The 16,264-nt window shown below is 70.6% G+C and carries 16 protein-coding genes and 1 pseudogene; 11 read left to right on the forward strand and 6 right to left on the reverse strand.

Annotated elements, in window-relative coordinates; all coding sequences use genetic code 11:
* Window positions 1-45 precede the first annotated feature (45 nt).
* The 4 genes from ABZ904_RS27320 to ABZ904_RS27335 all read left to right on the forward strand — a co-directional run bounded on the left by ABZ904_RS27320 (window position 46) and on the right by ABZ904_RS27335 (window position 2,411).
* A complete protein-coding gene (locus tag ABZ904_RS27320) occupies window positions 46-447 on the forward strand; it encodes a TM2 domain-containing protein (RefSeq protein WP_359393851.1) in 402 nt (133 codons plus the stop codon).
* Window positions 440-847, forward strand: a complete 408-nt coding sequence (locus ABZ904_RS27325) for a DUF2752 domain-containing protein (RefSeq protein WP_359393849.1) — start codon at window positions 440-442, stop codon at window positions 845-847. Before ABZ904_RS27320 ends, ABZ904_RS27325 begins: the two co-directional genes overlap by 8 nt.
* 263 nt (window positions 848-1,110) lie before the next feature.
* Window positions 1,111-1,374: a TM2 domain-containing protein gene (locus tag ABZ904_RS27330; RefSeq protein ID WP_359393847.1), complete on the forward strand. Its 264-nt coding sequence runs from the start codon at window positions 1,111-1,113 to the stop codon at window positions 1,372-1,374.
* Between the two features lie 293 nt (window positions 1,375-1,667).
* Window positions 1,668-2,411 (forward strand): hypothetical protein, encoded by a 744-nt coding sequence (locus ABZ904_RS27335; protein ID WP_360998124.1) that lies wholly within the window; start codon window positions 1,668-1,670, stop codon window positions 2,409-2,411.
* A gap of 103 nt (window positions 2,412-2,514) precedes the next feature.
* Here the strand turns inward: ABZ904_RS27335 and ABZ904_RS27340 are convergent, their stop codons facing one another.
* From ABZ904_RS27340 to ABZ904_RS27360, 5 genes are all read right to left on the reverse strand, one after another.
* On the reverse strand, window positions 2,515-3,276 hold the full coding sequence (locus ABZ904_RS27340; protein WP_359393843.1) for a succinate dehydrogenase iron-sulfur subunit: 762 nt from the start codon (window positions 3,274-3,276) through the stop codon (window positions 2,515-2,517).
* Window positions 3,276-5,030 carry a succinate dehydrogenase flavoprotein subunit gene (sdhA, locus tag ABZ904_RS27345; RefSeq protein ID WP_359393840.1) on the reverse strand — a complete coding sequence of 585 codons (1,755 nt, stop codon included), beginning with the start codon at window positions 5,028-5,030 and terminating at the stop codon, window positions 3,276-3,278. Before sdhA ends, ABZ904_RS27340 begins: the two co-directional genes overlap by 1 nt.
* 19 nt (window positions 5,031-5,049) lie before the next feature.
* The gene (locus tag ABZ904_RS27350; RefSeq protein WP_359393837.1) at window positions 5,050-5,532 is read right to left on the reverse strand and encodes a succinate dehydrogenase hydrophobic membrane anchor subunit; all 483 of its coding nucleotides are present in this window, start codon (window positions 5,530-5,532) and stop codon (window positions 5,050-5,052) included.
* 5 nt (window positions 5,533-5,537) lie between these two features.
* Window positions 5,538-5,918, reverse strand: a complete 381-nt coding sequence (sdhC, locus tag ABZ904_RS27355; RefSeq protein WP_359393834.1) for a succinate dehydrogenase, cytochrome b556 subunit — start codon at window positions 5,916-5,918, stop codon at window positions 5,538-5,540.
* A gap of 167 nt (window positions 5,919-6,085) precedes the next feature.
* Window positions 6,086-6,694, reverse strand: coding sequence for a 2-oxo-4-hydroxy-4-carboxy-5-ureidoimidazoline decarboxylase (locus ABZ904_RS27360; protein WP_359393832.1), 609 nt, complete (start codon window positions 6,692-6,694; stop codon window positions 6,086-6,088).
* Window positions 6,695-7,084: 390 nt separating this feature from the next.
* On the opposite strand from ABZ904_RS27360, the gene ABZ904_RS27365 reads away from it, so the two are divergent.
* The 6 genes and pseudogenes from ABZ904_RS27365 to ABZ904_RS27390 all read left to right on the forward strand — a co-directional run bounded on the left by ABZ904_RS27365 (window position 7,085) and on the right by ABZ904_RS27390 (window position 12,899).
* Window positions 7,085-8,581 carry a glycoside hydrolase family 20 protein gene (locus tag ABZ904_RS27365; RefSeq protein ID WP_359393929.1) on the forward strand — a complete coding sequence of 499 codons (1,497 nt, stop codon included), beginning with the start codon at window positions 7,085-7,087 and terminating at the stop codon, window positions 8,579-8,581.
* A gap of 163 nt (window positions 8,582-8,744) precedes the next feature.
* On the forward strand, window positions 8,745-9,320 hold the full coding sequence (locus ABZ904_RS27370) for a hypothetical protein (RefSeq protein WP_359393830.1): 576 nt from the start codon (window positions 8,745-8,747) through the stop codon (window positions 9,318-9,320).
* Window positions 9,321-9,470: 150 nt separating this feature from the next.
* Window positions 9,471-9,863: a hypothetical protein gene (locus ABZ904_RS27375; RefSeq protein WP_359393828.1), complete on the forward strand. Its 393-nt coding sequence runs from the start codon at window positions 9,471-9,473 to the stop codon at window positions 9,861-9,863.
* A 146-nt stretch (window positions 9,864-10,009) separates the two neighbouring features.
* A pseudogene (locus ABZ904_RS27380) lies at window positions 10,010-10,669 on the forward strand (RNA polymerase sigma factor).
* A gap of 503 nt (window positions 10,670-11,172) precedes the next feature.
* Entirely contained in the window at window positions 11,173-11,847 is a 675-nt protein-coding gene (locus ABZ904_RS27385) for an RNA polymerase sigma factor (RefSeq protein WP_359393927.1), read from the forward strand.
* On the forward strand, window positions 11,847-12,899 hold the full coding sequence (locus tag ABZ904_RS27390) for a hypothetical protein (protein ID WP_360998118.1): 1,053 nt from the start codon (window positions 11,847-11,849) through the stop codon (window positions 12,897-12,899). The genes ABZ904_RS27385 and ABZ904_RS27390 overlap by 1 nt, the downstream gene beginning before the upstream one ends.
* A 563-nt stretch (window positions 12,900-13,462) precedes the next feature.
* Here ABZ904_RS27390 and ABZ904_RS27395 read toward each other — a convergent pair.
* Window positions 13,463-14,299 carry a L,D-transpeptidase family protein gene (locus tag ABZ904_RS27395; RefSeq protein WP_360998116.1) on the reverse strand — a complete coding sequence of 279 codons (837 nt, stop codon included), beginning with the start codon at window positions 14,297-14,299 and terminating at the stop codon, window positions 13,463-13,465.
* Between the two features lie 231 nt (window positions 14,300-14,530).
* Here ABZ904_RS27395 and ABZ904_RS27400 point away from each other — a divergent pair, with 231 nt between their 5' ends.
* Window positions 14,531-16,111, forward strand: coding sequence for a methylmalonyl-CoA mutase family protein (locus ABZ904_RS27400; RefSeq protein ID WP_359393822.1), 1,581 nt, complete (start codon window positions 14,531-14,533; stop codon window positions 16,109-16,111).
* Window positions 16,112-16,264 lie beyond the last annotated feature (153 nt).

Raw genomic sequence — 16,264 nt, forward strand, 5'->3', positions numbered from 1 at the left:
TCGTGTTTTCGCGGTTCTTCCGCGTCGGCCCCAGGAGAAGTCCCCTTGAGCGAGCAGCCGCAGCAGCCGCAGCAGCCGGGTCCTTACGGATCGAATCCCTACGGGCAGGGCCCCGGCGGGTACGGGTATCCCCAGCAGCCGCCCGGGCCGTACGGGTACGCCGCCGGTCCCGTCCCGCCGGGGACGTACACCGGTGACCCGAACGCCCCTTACGGCTACGACCCCTTCGGCCGCCCGTACTCCGACAAGTCGAAGATCGTGGCGGGTGTACTGCAGCTCGCCCTCGGCACTCTCGGCGTCGGGCGCTTCTACATCGGCAACGTCGGCATGGGCCTGGCCCAGCTCTTCACCTGCGGCGGCCTCGGCATCTGGGCCCTGATCGACGGCATCATCCTGCTGACGAGCGACAGCCAGACCGACGCCCAGGGCCGGATCCTGCGTGGCTGAGGCCTTGCCGCGCCCGTGGTCCCTGCTCGGGCATCCGGCGGCGGCACCCCTCGCGGTGCTCGCCGCCGGGGCGGCCGGCGCCGGGTACCTCTACGTCACCGATCCGCACCAGCCCGGCCATCTCCTGCCCCAGTGCCCGTTCCGGCTCGTCACCGGCCTGCTCTGCCCCGCCTGCGGAGGCACCCGCATGGTGTACGACCTGATGCACGGTCACTTCGCCGGGGCCTGGGCGGACAACCGGGCCCTGCTGCTCGCCTCGCCCTACGCGCTGGCGCTGTTGGGGCGCTGGATGGTGGAAGGCCTGCGGGGACGTCGCTGGCAGCCGCGGCTGAGCCGCCGGGGACAGGCCCTTGTGCTGGTGACCGCCGTGGTGTGGACCGTGGTGCGCAACGTCTTCTGAGCCGTGCACCGGCCGGGCGGCCACGTCGGCTGATGCGACGTGACCAGGCCTGATTTGCAGGGAAGTTGACCGGAATTTGATCACAGAATGGGAACGATCGTTCGATCGCACTCCCGCCCGTCCCGCCCGCCTCCCTAAGCTCGCGGGTCGCAGGGGGGATGGCTGTGCGTGACTTCGTCGTGGGATCCCTCCTGGGCTCATCCAGTCCGGAGCACGTCCGTTCCGGTTCGTGACTCCACACGGCACATCCAGGAGCAACATCCATGACAGTCCCCACCCCTGAGGCCCCCTACGGCGTCGACCCGCTCGGCCGCCCGTACTCCGACAAGTCCAAGATCGTCGCGGGCATCCTGCAGATCTTCCTGGGCGGCTTCGGCGTCGGCCGCTTCTACGTCGGCAGCACCGGCGTGGCGATCGCCCAGCTCTTCACCTGCGGTGGCTTCGGCATCTGGGCGCTGATCGACGGAATCCTGTTCCTCACCAGCAACGACCGCACCGACAAGCAGGGGCGCGTGCTGCGCGGCTGAGCGTGTCCGGACACGCTTCGCGATGCGAGGGCCTGCTCCCCGGGGGGGCGGGCCCTCGATCCGTGTCCGGATCCATTGCGGGTGGCGGCTCGTACTGCCGCCCGGTGTGACGGTCATACTGAGGGGCCTCAAGGGCGTGTGACGTGTGATGCCCGTGAGAGCGGGTTCATGGGGGAGGCGGCTTCGTGCGGCGGCTACTGACGGCCGGTCTCGCCCCGTGAGGGATCTTCGTCACCTGTGTCCGGGGACTCGTACGCGCCGGCGGCTTCACAGGACGCGGTGACTGTCGGCGCGTGCTTCCGGTGACCGCCGGCGGTCTGACGGCCACGGTGCTGGCCCTCATCGTGTGCGCGGCGCTGCTCGCCCTGCTGCTGCAGCCGTTTCAGGTCCGGGCGGTGCGGGTGCTGGAAGGGTACTGGGACCGCTGGCCGGCGACGGCCGGACTGGCCGGGGCGCTGATCGAAGTCCAGCGGCGGCGGTGGGAGGCACTGCGCGAGCGGGCCGAGGGGGCGGCGCGGGACGAGGCCGCCCGCCGGGTGCGCGCGGACGCCGGACGCCGAGTGGGGGCGCACCCGGCCGCCGCCGATGTCCTGCTGCCCACGTCACTGGGCAACGCGTTGCGTGCCGGCGAGCTCAGCGCCGGTGAGCGCTACGGTCTCTCCACGCTCGCTTCCTGGCCGCGCATCTACATGCAGGTCTCGGACCGTATGGCTGACGCCCTTCGCTCGACGAGGGATGCCTTGGACACGGCGGTCAACCTCTGTTGGAGCTTTCTCGCGGTGGCCGTCATGTCCGGGGTCGCCTTGTACGACGAAGAGGACCGCTGGTGGCTGTGCGGCGGGTCCGTGCTCCTCGCCGTGGTCGCCTACCGGGGCGCGGTGGTCGCCGCGCAGGCCTATGCCGGCCTGATGCATGTGGTGTACGACCTGCACCGGTTCGAACTGCTGGAGGCCCTGCACCATCCGCTGCCGGCCGACCAGGAGTCGGAGCAGGAGATCTTCGCCGAGGTCTCGGCGTCGTCCCATGTCGCAGTGTGACCGCGGAAGGAACGGATCGGCAGGAGCGAGAACCCGCCAAAAACGCCCGAGGGCCCTGTTTCCGGAGTGACGGAAACAGGGCCCTGAAGCCGGATCGAGGAGATCAGAAGCGGCGCGTGATCAGCGCTCGCTTCACCTCCTGGATCGCCTTCGTGACCTCGATGCCGCGCGGGCAGGCGTCCGTGCAGTTGAACGTCGTGCGGCAGCGCCACACGCCGTCCTTGTCGTTCAGGACCTCCAGGCGCTGCTCGCCGGCGTCGTCACGCGAGTCGAAGATGAAGCGGTGCGCGTTGACGATGGCCGCCGGGCCGAAGTACTGGCCGTCGTTCCAGAACACCGGGCACGAGGACGTGCAGGCGGCGCACAGGATGCACTTCGTCGTGTCGTCGAAGCGCGCGCGGTCCTCCGGGGACTGCAGACGCTCACGGGTCGGCTCGTTCTTGTCCTTCGAGATCAGGAAGGGCATGACGTCCCGGTACGCCTGGAAGAACGGGTCCATGTCCACGACCAGGTCCTTGAGGACCGTGAGGCCCTTGATGGGCTCGACCGTGATGGGCTTCTCGGGGTTGATGTCCTTGATCAGCGTCTTGCAGGCCAGACGGTTCTTGCCGTTGATCCGCATGGCGTCGGAGCCGCAGATGCCGTGGGCGCAGGAGCGGCGGAACGTCAGCGTGCCGTCCAGATCCCACTTGATCTTGTGCAGACCGTCGAGGACGCGCTCCTTGGGGTCGATCTCCAGCTGGAAGTCTTCCCAGGTCGCCTCCGCCGAGACCTCCGGGTTGAAACGGCGGACCCGGAAGGTGACGGTGATGTACGGAGAGGCCGCGGACTCCGCCTCGACCTTGTCCAGAACAGGGGTAGCCATCAGTACTTACGCTCCATCGGCTGGTAGCGGGTCTGGACGACCGGCTTGTAGTCGAGACGGATGGACTCGGTGCCGTCGGCGCCCACCTCGCGGTACGCCATGGTGTGGCGCATGAAGTTGACGTCGTCGCGGTTCGGGTAGTCCTCGCGGTAGTGACCGCCGCGGGACTCCTTGCGGGCCAGGGCCGACACCGCCATGACCTCGGCGAGGTCCAGCAGGTTGCCCAGCTCGATGGCCTCGAGCAGGTCCGTGTTGAACCGCCTGCCCTTGTCCTGGATCGCCACGTTCTTGTAGCGCTCCCTGAGCTCGGCGATCTTCTCGACTGCCGTCTTGATCGTCTGCTCGGTGCGGAAGACCATGACGTTGGCGTCCATGGTCTCCTGCAGCTCGCGGCGCAGCTCCGCCACGCGCTCGGTGCCCGTGGACGCGCGCAGCCGCTCGATCTGGTCGATCACGAGCTGCGCGGGGTTCTCCGGCACTTCCACGTACTCCGCCGCCTCCGCGTACTCGGCGGCGGCGATGCCCGCACGACGCCCGAAGACGTTGATGTCCAGGAGCGAGTTCGTGCCGAGGCGGTTGGCGCCGTGGACGGACACGCAGGCGACCTCGCCGGCCGCGTACAGGCCCGGGACCACCGTGGTGTTGTCCGCGAGGACCTCGCCCTCGACGTTCGTCGGGATGCCGCCCATCGCGTAGTGCGCGGTCGGCTGGATCGGGATCGGGTCCGTGTAGGGCTCGATGCCGAGGTAGGTACGGGCGAACTCGGTGATGTCGGGCAGCTTGGCGTCGAGCTGCTCCGGCGGGAGGTGGGTGAGGTCCAGGTAGACGTGGTCGCCCTCGGGACCGCAGCCCCGGCCCTCGCGGATCTCCGTGTAGATGGAGCGGGAGACGACGTCACGCGACGCCAGGTCCTTCATGACGGGCGCGTACTTCTCCATGAAGCGCTCGCCGTCCTTGTTGCGGAGGATGCCGCCCTCACCGCGCGCACCCTCGGTGAGGAGGATGCCCATGCGCCAGATGCCGGTCGGGTGGAACTGGAAGAACTCCATGTCCTCCAGCGGCAGACCACGGCGGTACACCGCGGCCTGGCCGTCACCGGTCAGCGTGTGCGCGTTCGACGTCACCTTGAAGAACTTGCCGGTGCCGCCGGACGCGTAGATCACGGCCTTCGCCTGGAAGATGTGGATCTCGCCGGTGGCCAGCTCGTAGGCCACCACACCGGCCGACGTCTTGACGCCGTCGACCTCGGTCATCAGCTGGTCCAGGACGTAGAACTCGTTGAAGAACTCCACGCCCTCCTTGACGCAGTTCTGGTACAGCGTCTGGAGGATCATGTGGCCGGTGCGGTCGGCCGCGTAGCAGGAGCGGCGGACCGGGGCCTCGCCGTGGTTGCGGGAGTGACCGCCGAAGCGGCGCTGGTCGATCCGTCCCTGGGGCGTCCGGTTGAACGGCAGGCCCATCTTCTCCAGGTCGAGGACCGCGTCGATGGCCTCCTTCGCCAGGATCTCGGCGGCGTCCTGGTCGACCAGGTAGTCACCGCCCTTGACCGTGTCGAAGGTGTGCCACTCCCAGTTGTCCTCCTCCACGTTGGCCAGCGCGGCGGCCATGCCGCCCTGCGCGGCGCCCGTGTGGGAGCGGGTCGGGTAGAGCTTCGTCAGCACGGCGGTGCGGCTGCGCTTCGTCGCCTCGATGGCGGCGCGCATGCCCGCGCCGCCGGCGCCGACGATGACGGTGTCGTACTTGTGGATCTTCATGATTCTCGCAGCCCCGTGCCTAGCGGATGTTCGGGTCGAAGGTGAAGATCACCAGCGTGCCCAGCAGGATGGTCCACACCGTGGCGGTGTAGAGCAGCGCCTTCAGCCACAGACGCGTGCTCGCCTGCTCGGCGTAGTCGTTGATGACCGTACGCAGGCCGTTGGCGCCGTGCAGCATGGCGAGCCACAGCATGGCCAGGTCCCAGACCTGCCACCACGGGGAGGCCCAGCGGCCGGCCACGAAGGCGAAGCCGACCTTGGAGACGCCGCCGTCGAGGACGAGCTGGATCAGCAGGTGGCCGAGGACCAGGACGACCAGGACGATGCCGGACAGGCGCATGAACAGCCAGCCGTACATCTCGAAGTTGCCGCGGGTCGACTTCGGGGTCTTCAGCGTCCGCTTGCGCGGCGCCTCGATGAGCGGCGCCGGGTTGTCGACGTCGTACAACGTGGCGCCCTCGACGGGGCCGATGCCGGAGGGGGTGGTTTCAGTCGTGGACATGCGCGTCAGCTCCCGAACACTTCACGAGCGGCGTGGCCGAGGACCGGGTAGATGGCCCCGAGCATCAGCACGACCCAGATGCCGACGACGGTCCACAGCATCTGCTTCTGGTAGCGGGGGCCCTGCGACCAGAAGTCGACGGCGATGACACGCAGGCCGTTCAGCGCGTGGAAGAGGATGGCGGCGACGAGGCCGTACTCCAGCACGGCGACGATCGGCGTCTTGTACGTGGCCACGACCTTGTCGTAGGCCTCGGGGGAGACACGGACGAGAGCGGTGTCCAGCACGTGTACGAACAGGAAGAAGAAAATGAGGACGCCGGTGACTCGGTGAGCCACCCAGGACCACATTCCTTCCCGGCCGCGGTACAGCGTTCCAGCCGGCACGGAAGAACCCTCCGGGAGCGGGGACTAGGGCCGCGCCGGCTTCTGTGTCGGTCGGGCCCAGCCGGGTACGGTCCACCGGCCCCCAGCATCGTAGCGACGTGTTGTCGGAACGCTCACGGCGGCCCTGCCGATGTGATCGAACCGGCAATGAAACGAGCACGGACGGGCTATCGGGCGTGCTCGACCACGGGCCGCTCACGGGAGTCCTGGACCATACGTGCGAGTCGTCCTCGCGCCAGTCGCCGCAGCTCCTCCGCCGCGAGCGGACGCTCTTCTTCCGGATCGTTCGTCAACCGTGACCGGATGGCGGCCAGTACCTGGTCGGCCGCCTCCCCGGGCGTCACGTCGTCCAGGCAGATGACGAACATGTGCCCGAATTTGCTTTCGTAGGCCGCGTGCGCCGCGCTCAGTGCCGTACGGGCGGCGGAGTACGCGCCGGCCGGCAGTAGGGTGAGCGACTCGCCCGCCAGGGCCTCGGCGATGTCCGCGGACGTGAGGTCGTAGGCCGCCTCGTCGGCCGCGGCGAGCAGGGAGTCCAGATCGGGGTAGGGACGGTGGTCGGCGACGCGGTCGGCCCAGCGCGGGCTCCGGCAGCAGCTGAGCAGGGCACGCCGGACGTCCTCGGCGGGCGCGGAGTTGAACCGCACAAGACCCGTGGGGGCCTTGCTGCGGCGTTGCGCCGGGAGGGCGGTGGAGCCGGGGAGGTGCGGGGGACGGTGCGAAGGCAGCGTGGGTCCTCGGCGAGTGGCGGGCGCGGCGTCGGGCGGACGCCACATGCGGGTCGGCAGGGGAGTGTGCGGGAAACCGGCGCCACGTTATCCGCGGCGGTCGGGTGCCCGTCCAGGCGCTGCCCGGAAATCACCCGGATGGGAGAGTCCTGGTGCGTCCAGTGGACAGGTGGGGCGGGCGGGGGTCGTAGGTTCGGAAGGGGACAGGCGCGTGGAGGTGGACGACGTGCGGTGGAAAGCCGGACCGATACGGACGTGCGGGGTGCGTCGGGCGCCTCACCGGCGCATGCCCACGACGGGGCCTGATACGGGTGTGGAGCGAGGTGTGCTGCGGTGACCGGCCGGAGACGACGGGTTCCTGTGAAGGAGACGCACCGAAAGCGCAACGGGTTGCTTGTGGGCGGCGGAATCGTCGTGGCGGGCGCCGTCGCCGCGGCCGTGGCGTTCTGGCCCTCCGGCGGCGGCCCGTCCGTCAGCCCGCCGGGCGGCGCCAGGACTCCGTCACCGACGGCCACCTATCCGCTGTCCCAGGCGCCTGCCACGATCCCCGCCGTCCGCGAGCACACCCCCGCCCACGGTCCGGGCTGGCGGCCCGCCTCCGGCGCACGCGTGGTGATCGACAACGCGCCGCTCGCCGACGAGGGGCAGCTGCTGGCCGGTGAGCTCGGCATGACGTACGCGGGGCAGACCGGGGCCCGCGACGGCGACGTGGAACTGGGCCTGAGCGGGAGCGGTGACCAGGAGTCGTACACGCTGACCGTCCAGAACCGGCGGGTGCGGATCACCGGTCCGGGCGAGGCCGGTGTCTTCTACGGCACCCGCACCCTCAAGCAGGAGGTGCACGGCGGCGGGACGGCCCCCGAGGGCGTCGTCAAGGACGCGCCCGCCAAGCCGCGCCGCGGGTTCATGATCGACATCGCCCGCAAGTTCTACACGGCGAGCTGGATCGAGGACCGCATCCGGGAACTGGGTGATCTGAAGTACAACGAGCTCGGCCTGCACTTCTCCGACGACCAGGGCTTCCGTATCGAGTCCTCCTCGCATCCGGAGATCGTGTCCAGGGAGCACCTGACCAAGGCCGAGGTCAAGGCGATCGTGGACCTCGCCGCCAGCCGGCACATCGCCATCGTTCCCGAGATCGACTCGCCCGGGCATCTGGGCGCGGTCATCGACGCGCACCCCGAACTGCAGCTGCGCAGCGTCTACGGCACCGCGCCACGCGGCACGCTCGACATCTCCAAGCCGGAGTCCGCGAAGATCGTGGACGACCTCCTCAACGAGTTCGCCGGGGTGTTCCCGGGCGCGTACTGGCATCTGGGCGGTGACGAGTACCAGGCGCTGACGGTGGCGAATCCGGCCGCGTCCTACCCTCAGCTCGCCGCCGCGGCGAGGGCGAAGTACGGGCCGAACGCGGGCATCACCGACCTCGCGACCGGCTGGCTGAACGACCGCGCGAACGTGATGCGCGGGCACGGCCGGACGATGCGTGCCTGGAACGACGGCTTCTACCGGACCGCCTCGGTGCAGCCCGCCAAGGATCTCGAGGCCGCGTACTGGACCGGCAAGGAGATCGGCGCCCGGCAGCCCGACGGCTACCTGGCCGGGGGCCGCAAGGTGATCAACTACAACGACGAGTACCTCTACTACGTGCTCGGCCAGCCGCAGACCTTCGTCTACCCGACCGGCCGGCGCATCTACGAGCAGTGGAACCCGCGCGTGCTGCGGGGCAGTACGGCGGTGTCCTCCACGTACGACGGGCAGATCCTCGGCGGGGTGTTCGCGGTGTGGAGCGACCGCGCCTACGCGCAGACCCAGGACCAGGTGGCGGCGGGGATCCATATGCCGCTGCGGGCGACCATCCAGAAGCTCTGGGACCCGAGGACGCCGGCGCTGTCCTGGACGCAGTTCCAGCAACTGGCGAACCGCCTCGGCTGAGACCTCCGCCGCGGAGCCGCAGTTGGCCGAAAACCTCTTCCTCGAACTCCCGGACGACTGGGCGTGGTGCCCCGGTGACACTCCCGGTAGGTTGCACGCAGTAAGGGGAAGTGCGGGATCCGTAGACGTGAAACGCCCCCACGCGGCGTTCCGAGGAGGCGTGATGAGCCTGGTTGACCTGATCGAACAGGCCGACGAGCGAGCACTCGCGGCGAGCGGTCTGGCTTGTTTGGATCGCTGTGTCCCGCTGCTCGGAGGCGACGACGAGGTCCTGCGCCCGCTCTGGGCGAGCCTCGTCGAGGGTCATGACTGGGAGGAGCGGCTCGCCAAGGCGCGCGTTGGACTCGGGATCGAGGAGGAGACCGGGGACGAGGCGGACTGCGCCTCGGAGGCCGAGGCCGCGCAGCTCGCCCGCGGCATGCTGGCGGCGGTCCCCGCGGAGGTGTCCGTGGACGCCCTGCGTCAGTGGGCCGACGCCTGCTCGGTCGCCGCGCTGCGGATACACCGGCTGCTGGACCCCGCCGCCGACGACGGCGAGTTCTCGGTGGCGGACTGCCGAGAGGGCCGCACGGACGGGGTGCCGCCGCTGGTCGCCGCCGAACTGCGGCGCCAGGTCGCCGTACTGGAGCTGGTCACCGGCCACGGGGCAGGCGGACTGCGCCGGGCCCTGGACGTGTCGACCGAGGGGCGCAGGGTGCTGCGGGCCGTGGTGTCCCGGCGCGCACGAGGCCGCTCGTAACCCCGGGAAACGCTCCTCCACCTGGGTCAACCCCCTTCGGTGCAAGGATCCTGTGTCCGTCCTGTGGTTCGTTGCGGCGGTCCTGCACCGGTGTCGGGGACCCCCTCCGGACGGCGTGACACCCGGAGGCCGGGCCACGCTCTCCTGGTTGTGAACGCAACTCAGCTGACCAGGCCTCACGCCGCGAACAAGCCCGTGCGCTGGGCCGCCGACGTCGTCACGACCATGCGCGAGGGTGCCCGGCTGCGGCTCGACTACTCCGCGCAGAGCCTGTGGCGGGTGGACCGGACGATCGAGGACATACGCCGGCAGCGCGCGCCGTACGCCGCCGTGGAGACGGTGCTGCGCGGATTCGGCGCGTACGCGGGCGAAGTGGTGATCCGGCTGACCGGCGGCGAGTGGTGGACGGCCGGCAGCGACCACTGGGTGCGCACGCCCGACGGCCGCCTCTGGGACCCCGTCGACGAGGCCCGCCGCTGCTACCACGGCGACGGTTCGCTGCGACTGCTGTGCCGGGACGCCACGGGCACGGCCGGGTCCTGACGGACACCGGACGGCGCGGCGGGCCGGGCTACTTGACGGGCAGTGACATTTCCGTGGACGCCGACGCTGATGACCTTGGGCGTGGGCACGACCGGTGTGCCGTACGCGTGGGGATGCGGGACCACTCGCCACGAACGAGGACAGCGTTGGGCCAGGCAGGGGAACCCCGCCGCGCACAGCAGCGCGACGGAGAGCTGGGGACGGCCGTCGTACGGGCCCAGCAGGGGGACGAGACCGCCTTCGCGGTCGCCTAGCGGATCGTGCAACCGGGGCTGCTCGGATATCTGCGCGGGCTCGTCGGCGACGACGCGGAGGACGTGGCGTCCGACGCCTGGCTGGAGATCGCCCACGACCTGCGGCGGTTCCGGGGCGACGGCGCCGGCTTCCGCGGCTGGACCGCGACCGTCGCCCGGCACCGCGCACTCGGCCATCTGCGCCACCGGCGCGTCCGCCCCGGTTCCACGGCGCCCGACAGCGACGTACTCGAACCGGCCGACCGCCACGACACCCACGATCAGGCCCTGGAGTCCCTGTCCGCCGAGCGCACCGTGGAGCTCGTCTCGCGGTTGCCCCGCGACCAGGCCGAGGCCGTGCTGCTGCGCGTGGTCGTCGGCCTCGACGCGCCCGCGGCCGCCCGTGTCCTCGGCAAGCGCACCGGAGCGGTCCGCACCGCCGCCCACCGGGGTCTGAAGCGTCTCGCCCGTGAGCTCGGCGCGCCCCGGCGTGACACAAGACCGGAGGACTGCCCCGCAACGCCGGGGGAGTCGGACGAGAGCGGGAAGTCCGTCAAGTCGGCCGGGATGTAGGCGAAGCCGACACCGGGTGGGCCGCGAAGCCGTCCGGGAACTCCGCATCCGCGGACGGTAAGTAAGAAGGACGCGCGGTAAGAAGGCGGAGAGAAAGCGCGCGCTGTCCGTGTCGGTTCTTCCGGGGCGGGGGATCCGTCCAACCGGGGTCCGCGGAGCGGCCGATGGCAACGGCCGGGGCCGCCACCCCCCACAGGAGAGGCCCCGGCCGTCGCGCGGCACGGGCCGCGCGGCGGCCCGTACTCACTACAGCGCCGTGGATGCGTTTTCTGTCACACCTCACCGCGTCACGAGTTGGTTGCACGTTGTACTGTCGTGGACGTAGCGCGGTTTCAGGCCGTAACGTGCCTTTCGCGCCGACCGCGGACGATCAGCAATACGGGTGATACAACCGCCGCAGACCACGAGCGGGCCACAGGCCGCAGGCCACGATGAGAATCACGACGGCGAGATCCGGCACGCCACAGCAGTGTCGGCTCAAGCGCACAGAGGGGCAGTTCGGGTTGCTGGGGGACGACGCGGAGCTGACGGCCGCGGTGCTTGCGGCACAAGACGGGGACGAGACCGCGTTCCGGACTGTGTACCGAGCGGTGCACCCGAGGCTGCTCGGATATGTGCGGACGCTGGTCGGCGACCCGGACGCGGAGGACGTCACCTCCGAAGCATGGCTGCAGATCGCCCGTGACCTCGAGCGGTTCAGCGGTGACGCCGACCGGTTCCGCGGCTGGGCGGCCCGGATAGCCCGCAACCGCGCACTCGACCACATACGCATGCGCGGACGCCGGCCCGCGATCGGCGGCGACGAGACCGAACTGAGCGGGAAGGCCGCCGAGTCGGACACGGCCGGCGAGGCGATCGAGTCCCTCGCCACGGGACGCACCCTCTCCCTGATCGCCCAGCTCCCGCAGGACCAGGCGGAGGCCGTCGTGCTGCGCGTCGTCGTGGGCCTCGACGCCAAGACCGCCGCCGACACGCTCGGCAAGCGGCCCGGAGCCGTGCGCACGGCGGCGCATCGTGGCCTCAAACGACTCGCGGAGCTGATCGATGCGGGCGCGGAGACCGATCCGGAATCCGCCGGCGCGCTCGGCGCCCTGCCTTCCCAACGAGACATGCACAGGCGCACGGTGTCGTCCGCCGGTGTGACGCATACGCGTTCGCGGACGCAGAAGGACATGTGATGGCCGACGAGCAGTACAAGTGGCTGGACGGTGACGCGGCTGAGCGTCTGCTCCGTGGAGAGCCGCTGGACGCCGTCGACGACGACACCCGCGCACACGCCGACAGGCTCGCGGAGGCCCTTGCCGCACTCGCCGCGACACCCCTGTCGACCGGCGTCGAACTCCCGGGCGAGGCCGAGGCGCTGGCCGCCTTCCGGACCGTGCGCACCGCCCGCGACGGCGAGCGGACGACGCCCGGCCGGCCCGTGCACCGGCAGCCCGCGGCCCACTCCCTGGACGCCGGCCTGGTCCGCCTCGGCCGTCCGGCCACCGGTGGCCGTAAGGTCCGCTGGGGGCGGCCGGTGCGGTTCGGTCTCGCCGCGGCGGTGGCCGCGGCAATGATCGGCGGCGTCGCGGTGGCGGCCGGAACCGGAATTCTGCGGACGCCCTTCGGTGATGAACCGGGCCCCGCCGCGTCCGTGTCGGCCGCCGTGAACTCCCAGCAGCCGCTGCTCACGCCGACGCCCAGCGGCTCGGAGACCGACGGCTCCCCTTCCGTGACGCCCGGCGGTACGAGCGGCGCGCCCACGCAGGGCGACTCCTCGCACGACGAGGCGAACGCCGGGTCCCGCCCGAGCCACCGGATTGGCTCCACCGACAACGGCACCGACGGCCGCAACGAGGAATGGTGGACGAGGGTGCGCTCCTCCTGCCGTGACCTGGTCAACGGCAGGGACCTCGGCACCCGGCGACTGCGCGGCCTGGAGGACGCGGCCGGCGGCAGCGGGCGGGTGAAGGAGTTCTGCACGGGCGTCCTGGGCCGGGGTGAGGACCGTACGCACCACGGCGGCGAGGACGCCGGCACGGACGGCAACGGCAGCAGCGGCAAGGACGGCGGCGACGGCGACCAGGGCGGCAGCGCAGGTGACGGCGAGGGCCACATATGGCCGGGCGGTAACAGCCTCGTCGCCCCGCCGACGGCCAAGTCCCGCGCCCCGGCCTCCGTCCTCCCGGACAAGACGGCGTCCCCGAGCCCGACGTACAGCGCGCTGAGCCCGTCCGACGGGCAGTGACCCACCGGTAGCCGAGCCGTCGCTCGCCTGTCCGGCCGAGGTGGCTGCCCATCGGCCGCCTTGCCCCGCACCGCTCCTCCGACGGCCATCTGTCCGGGCCGCCTACCGGCCCGTACCCGTCGCGTATCTTCCCGGCCGCCGACCCGCCGGCCCCTCGTCCGGCGTATCCACCCTCCGCCAGGCCAAGACCGCCGGACCAAGGCCGCCGATCCGTCGGCCCCTCGTCCGGCGTATCCACCCTCCGCCGAGCCAAGACCGCCGGGCCAAGACCGCCGGACCAAGGCCGCCGATCCGTCGGCCGCAGGGTTCGCCGACACTCGCCGCGAAACGGAACTGATCCCTCCCGCGGCCGTCTGACCTGCGGATTCGTAGAGCTTTCAATTTTCTTCGGAGAGGGTGTGACACTTTCGGCCCCTGTGGCGCAGTACTGAGTGAGCCGACTGGTCATCGGCCGTAGCACAGAGCCGGGGTTCCCCCCGTACCCACGGCTCGGTGCACCCCGGCGCGGGCGGGACACGTTCCCCCGGTCCCGCCCGCGCCCCGCACGGCCCGCGCCGCGCTTCTCACCAGTAGACGACGACCTTGTCGCCGTTCCGCACCTGGGAGAACAGCGCAGAGATCGCGGCCTCGTCCCGTACGTTCACGCATCCGTGGGAACCTCCGGCGTATCCGCGCGCCGCGAAGTCGTACGAGTAGTGCACCGCCTGGCCGCCGCTGAAGAACATCGCGTACGGCATGGGCGAGTGGTAGAGCGTGGACACGTGGTAGCGCGACTTCCAGTAGATGTGGAACACGCCCTCCCGGGTGGGCGTGTACTGGGCGCCGAACCGGACCGACATCGTCGAGACCGTCCGCCCGTCGATCATCCAGCGCAGGGTCCGGCTGGTCTTGCTGATGCACAGCACCCGGCCCGTCATGCAGCGCGGGTCCGGGGCGGCGGCCGGCTGGCCGCCCATCAGGTACAGCTCCCACGTGCCGGGCTCGTGCGTCATCCCCAGCAGCCGCCGCCAGGTGACGGAGTCGACCCGGCCCGTCCGGGGCAGTCCGCGTTTGCCCTGGAACCCCTTGACGGCGTCCTCGGTCAGATCGTCGTACGTTCCCGTCGGGCCGTCGAACAGCCAGTCGACCTGGCGGAGCCGGGCCTGCAGTTCGCGCACGCCGGGGCCGGAGTCGTCACGCTCCCACAGGACGGCTCCGGAGGGGGCCTTCGGGGCGGGCGTCGTGCCCGGCGTGCCGCTTCGGGACGGCGCCCGGGGGATCTCGATGTGTACGGGTGAACGGTGCTTGCCGTCCGTCCCGTTCGCGTCCACGGGCTGCACCGTGCAGCCCGTGATCGCGGCCAGTACGGTGGCCACGGCGGCTGCCGCGGCCTGCGATCTGCCCATGTCCCTGGTACGCATCCGGGCCCCTGTCGTCTCACCGGCCCTCGTGGTCCGGTCGTGTCCCCTCAGATGCTCCCCATGCGTGACCGCCGGCGAACTACGCTGCATGGTTGTGAGCAAGGTCCCAGCGGGCGGCACTCCACCGGGCGCACGGCCGCCGCTACAGTCCGTCGCGAGGGTCGTCTGTACTGGCGAGTAACCGAGCCAGGCCACCAAGCCGAGTAACAGAGCAACGCGGAGGCACACACCATGGCGCGCGAGTCGGAGTCCGGACTGCCCATCGAGCCGGTGTACGGGCCGGCAGCCCTTGAGGGCTGGGACCCGGCCGGGAAACTGGGCGAGCCCGGGGCGTACCCGTTCACCCGTGGCGTGTACCCGTCGATGTACACGGGCCGTCCCTGGACGATGCGTCAGTACGCCGGTTTCGGCACGGCGACGGAGTCCAACGCGCGCTACAAGCAGCTGATCGCGAACGGCACGATGGGCCTGTCGGTCGCCTTCGACCTGCCCACCCAGATGGGCCACGACTCCGACGCCCCGATCGCGCACGGCGAGGTCGGCAAGGTGGGCGTCGCGATCGACTCGGTCGACGACATGCGGGTGCTGTTCGGCGGGATCCCGCTGGACAAGGTGTCCACGTCCATGACGATCAACGCACCGGCCGCTCTGCTGCTGCTCCTGTACCAGCTCGTCGCGGAGGAGCAGGGCGTCTCCGCCGACAAGCTGACGGGCACCATCCAGAACGACGTGCTCAAGGAGTACATCGCGCGCGGGACGTACATCTTCCCGCCCAAGCCGTCGCTGCGCCTCATCGCGGACATCTTCAAGTACTGCAAGGCCGAGATCCCGAAGTGGAACACGATCTCGATCTCCGGCTACCACATGGCCGAGGCGGGCGCCTCTCCCTCGCAGGAGATCGCGTTCACGCTGGCGGACGGCATCGAGTACGTCCGCACCGCGGTCGCCGCGGGCATGGACGTGGACGACTTCGCACCGCGGCTGTCCTTCTTCTTCGTGGCGCGCACGACGATCCTGGAAGAGGTCGCCAAGTTCCGTGCGGCCCGCCGGATCTGGGCGCGCGTCATGAAGGAGGAGTTCGGGGCGAAGAACCCGAAGTCGATGATGCTGCGCTTCCACACCCAGACGGCGGGTGTCCAGCTGACGGCGCAGCAGCCCGAGGTGAACCTGGTCCGGGTCGCCGTCCAGGGTCTGGCCGCGGTCCTCGGCGGCACCCAGTCGCTGCACACCAACTCCTTCGACGAGGCCATCGCGCTGCCGACGGACAAGAGCGCGCGGCTGGCCCTGCGCACCCAGCAGGTGCTCGCCTACGAGACGGACGTCACGGCGACGGTCGACCCCTTCGCGGGCAGCTACGTGATCGAGAAGATGACCGACGAGGTCGAGGCGGCGACGCTGGAGCTGATGCAGAAGGTCGAGGACCTCGGCGGCGCGGTGTCGGCGATCGAGCACGGCTTCCAGAAGAACGAGATCGAGCGCAACGCCTACCGCATCGCGCAGGAGACGGACGCTGCCGAGCGGGTCGTCGTCGGCGTCAACCGGTTCCAGCTGGACGAGGAGGAGCCGTACGAGCCGCTGCGGGTCGACCCGGCCATCGAGGCCCAGCAGGCGGAGCGCCTCGCCAAGCTGCGCGCCGAGCGCGACCAGTCGGCGGTGGACTTGGCACTGGAGGCCCTGAAGAAGGCCGCCCAGGGCGAGGACAACGTGCTGTACCCGATGAAGGACGCTCTCAAGGCCCGCGCCACGGTGGGCGAGGTGTGCAACGCGCTGCGCGAGGTGTGGGGGACGTACGTGCCCTCGGACGTCTTCTGACCTGGGCAACGTCGTGCTTCTCTACGCCGGCCCGGTCGACGGCAACTACCCTGGCCCCGCTTGGCTTCAAGCGGGGCCAGAGTGTGGCCGTGCCGCAGAGCGTCGGCGTTCGTGTCGAACTCACCGTCGACACCCTCCTCGACGGCGACGGCT

Origin of the sequence: Streptomyces sp. NPDC046900 (genome assembly GCF_040644975.1) — a bacterium.
Taxonomy (GTDB): Bacteria; Actinomycetota; Actinomycetes; order Streptomycetales; family Streptomycetaceae; genus Streptomyces.

Bases quoted from the DNA above. Each gene is read 5' to 3' on its own strand.
- ABZ904_RS27340 (WP_359393843.1), bottom strand. From the start codon at position 3,276: ATGGCTACCCCTGTTCTGGACAAGGTCGAGGCGGAGTCCGCGGCCTCT.
- ABZ904_RS27395 (WP_360998116.1), bottom strand. From the start codon at position 14,299: ATGCGTACCAGGGACATGGGCAGATCGCAGGCCGCGGCAGCCGCCGTG.
- ABZ904_RS27390 (WP_360998118.1), top strand. From the start codon at position 11,847: ATGGCCGACGAGCAGTACAAGTGGCTGGACGGTGACGCGGCTGAGCGT.
- ABZ904_RS27400 (WP_359393822.1), top strand. From the start codon at position 14,531: ATGGCGCGCGAGTCGGAGTCCGGACTGCCCATCGAGCCGGTGTACGGG.
- ABZ904_RS27330 (WP_359393847.1), top strand. From the start codon at position 1,111: ATGACAGTCCCCACCCCTGAGGCCCCCTACGGCGTCGACCCGCTCGGC.
- ABZ904_RS27360 (WP_359393832.1), bottom strand. From the start codon at position 6,694: ATGTGGCGTCCGCCCGACGCCGCGCCCGCCACTCGCCGAGGACCCACG.
- ABZ904_RS27370 (WP_359393830.1), top strand. From the start codon at position 8,745: ATGAGCCTGGTTGACCTGATCGAACAGGCCGACGAGCGAGCACTCGCG.
- sdhA (WP_359393840.1), bottom strand. From the start codon at position 5,030: ATGAAGATCCACAAGTACGACACCGTCATCGTCGGCGCCGGCGGCGCG.
- ABZ904_RS27350 (WP_359393837.1), bottom strand. From the start codon at position 5,532: ATGTCCACGACTGAAACCACCCCCTCCGGCATCGGCCCCGTCGAGGGC.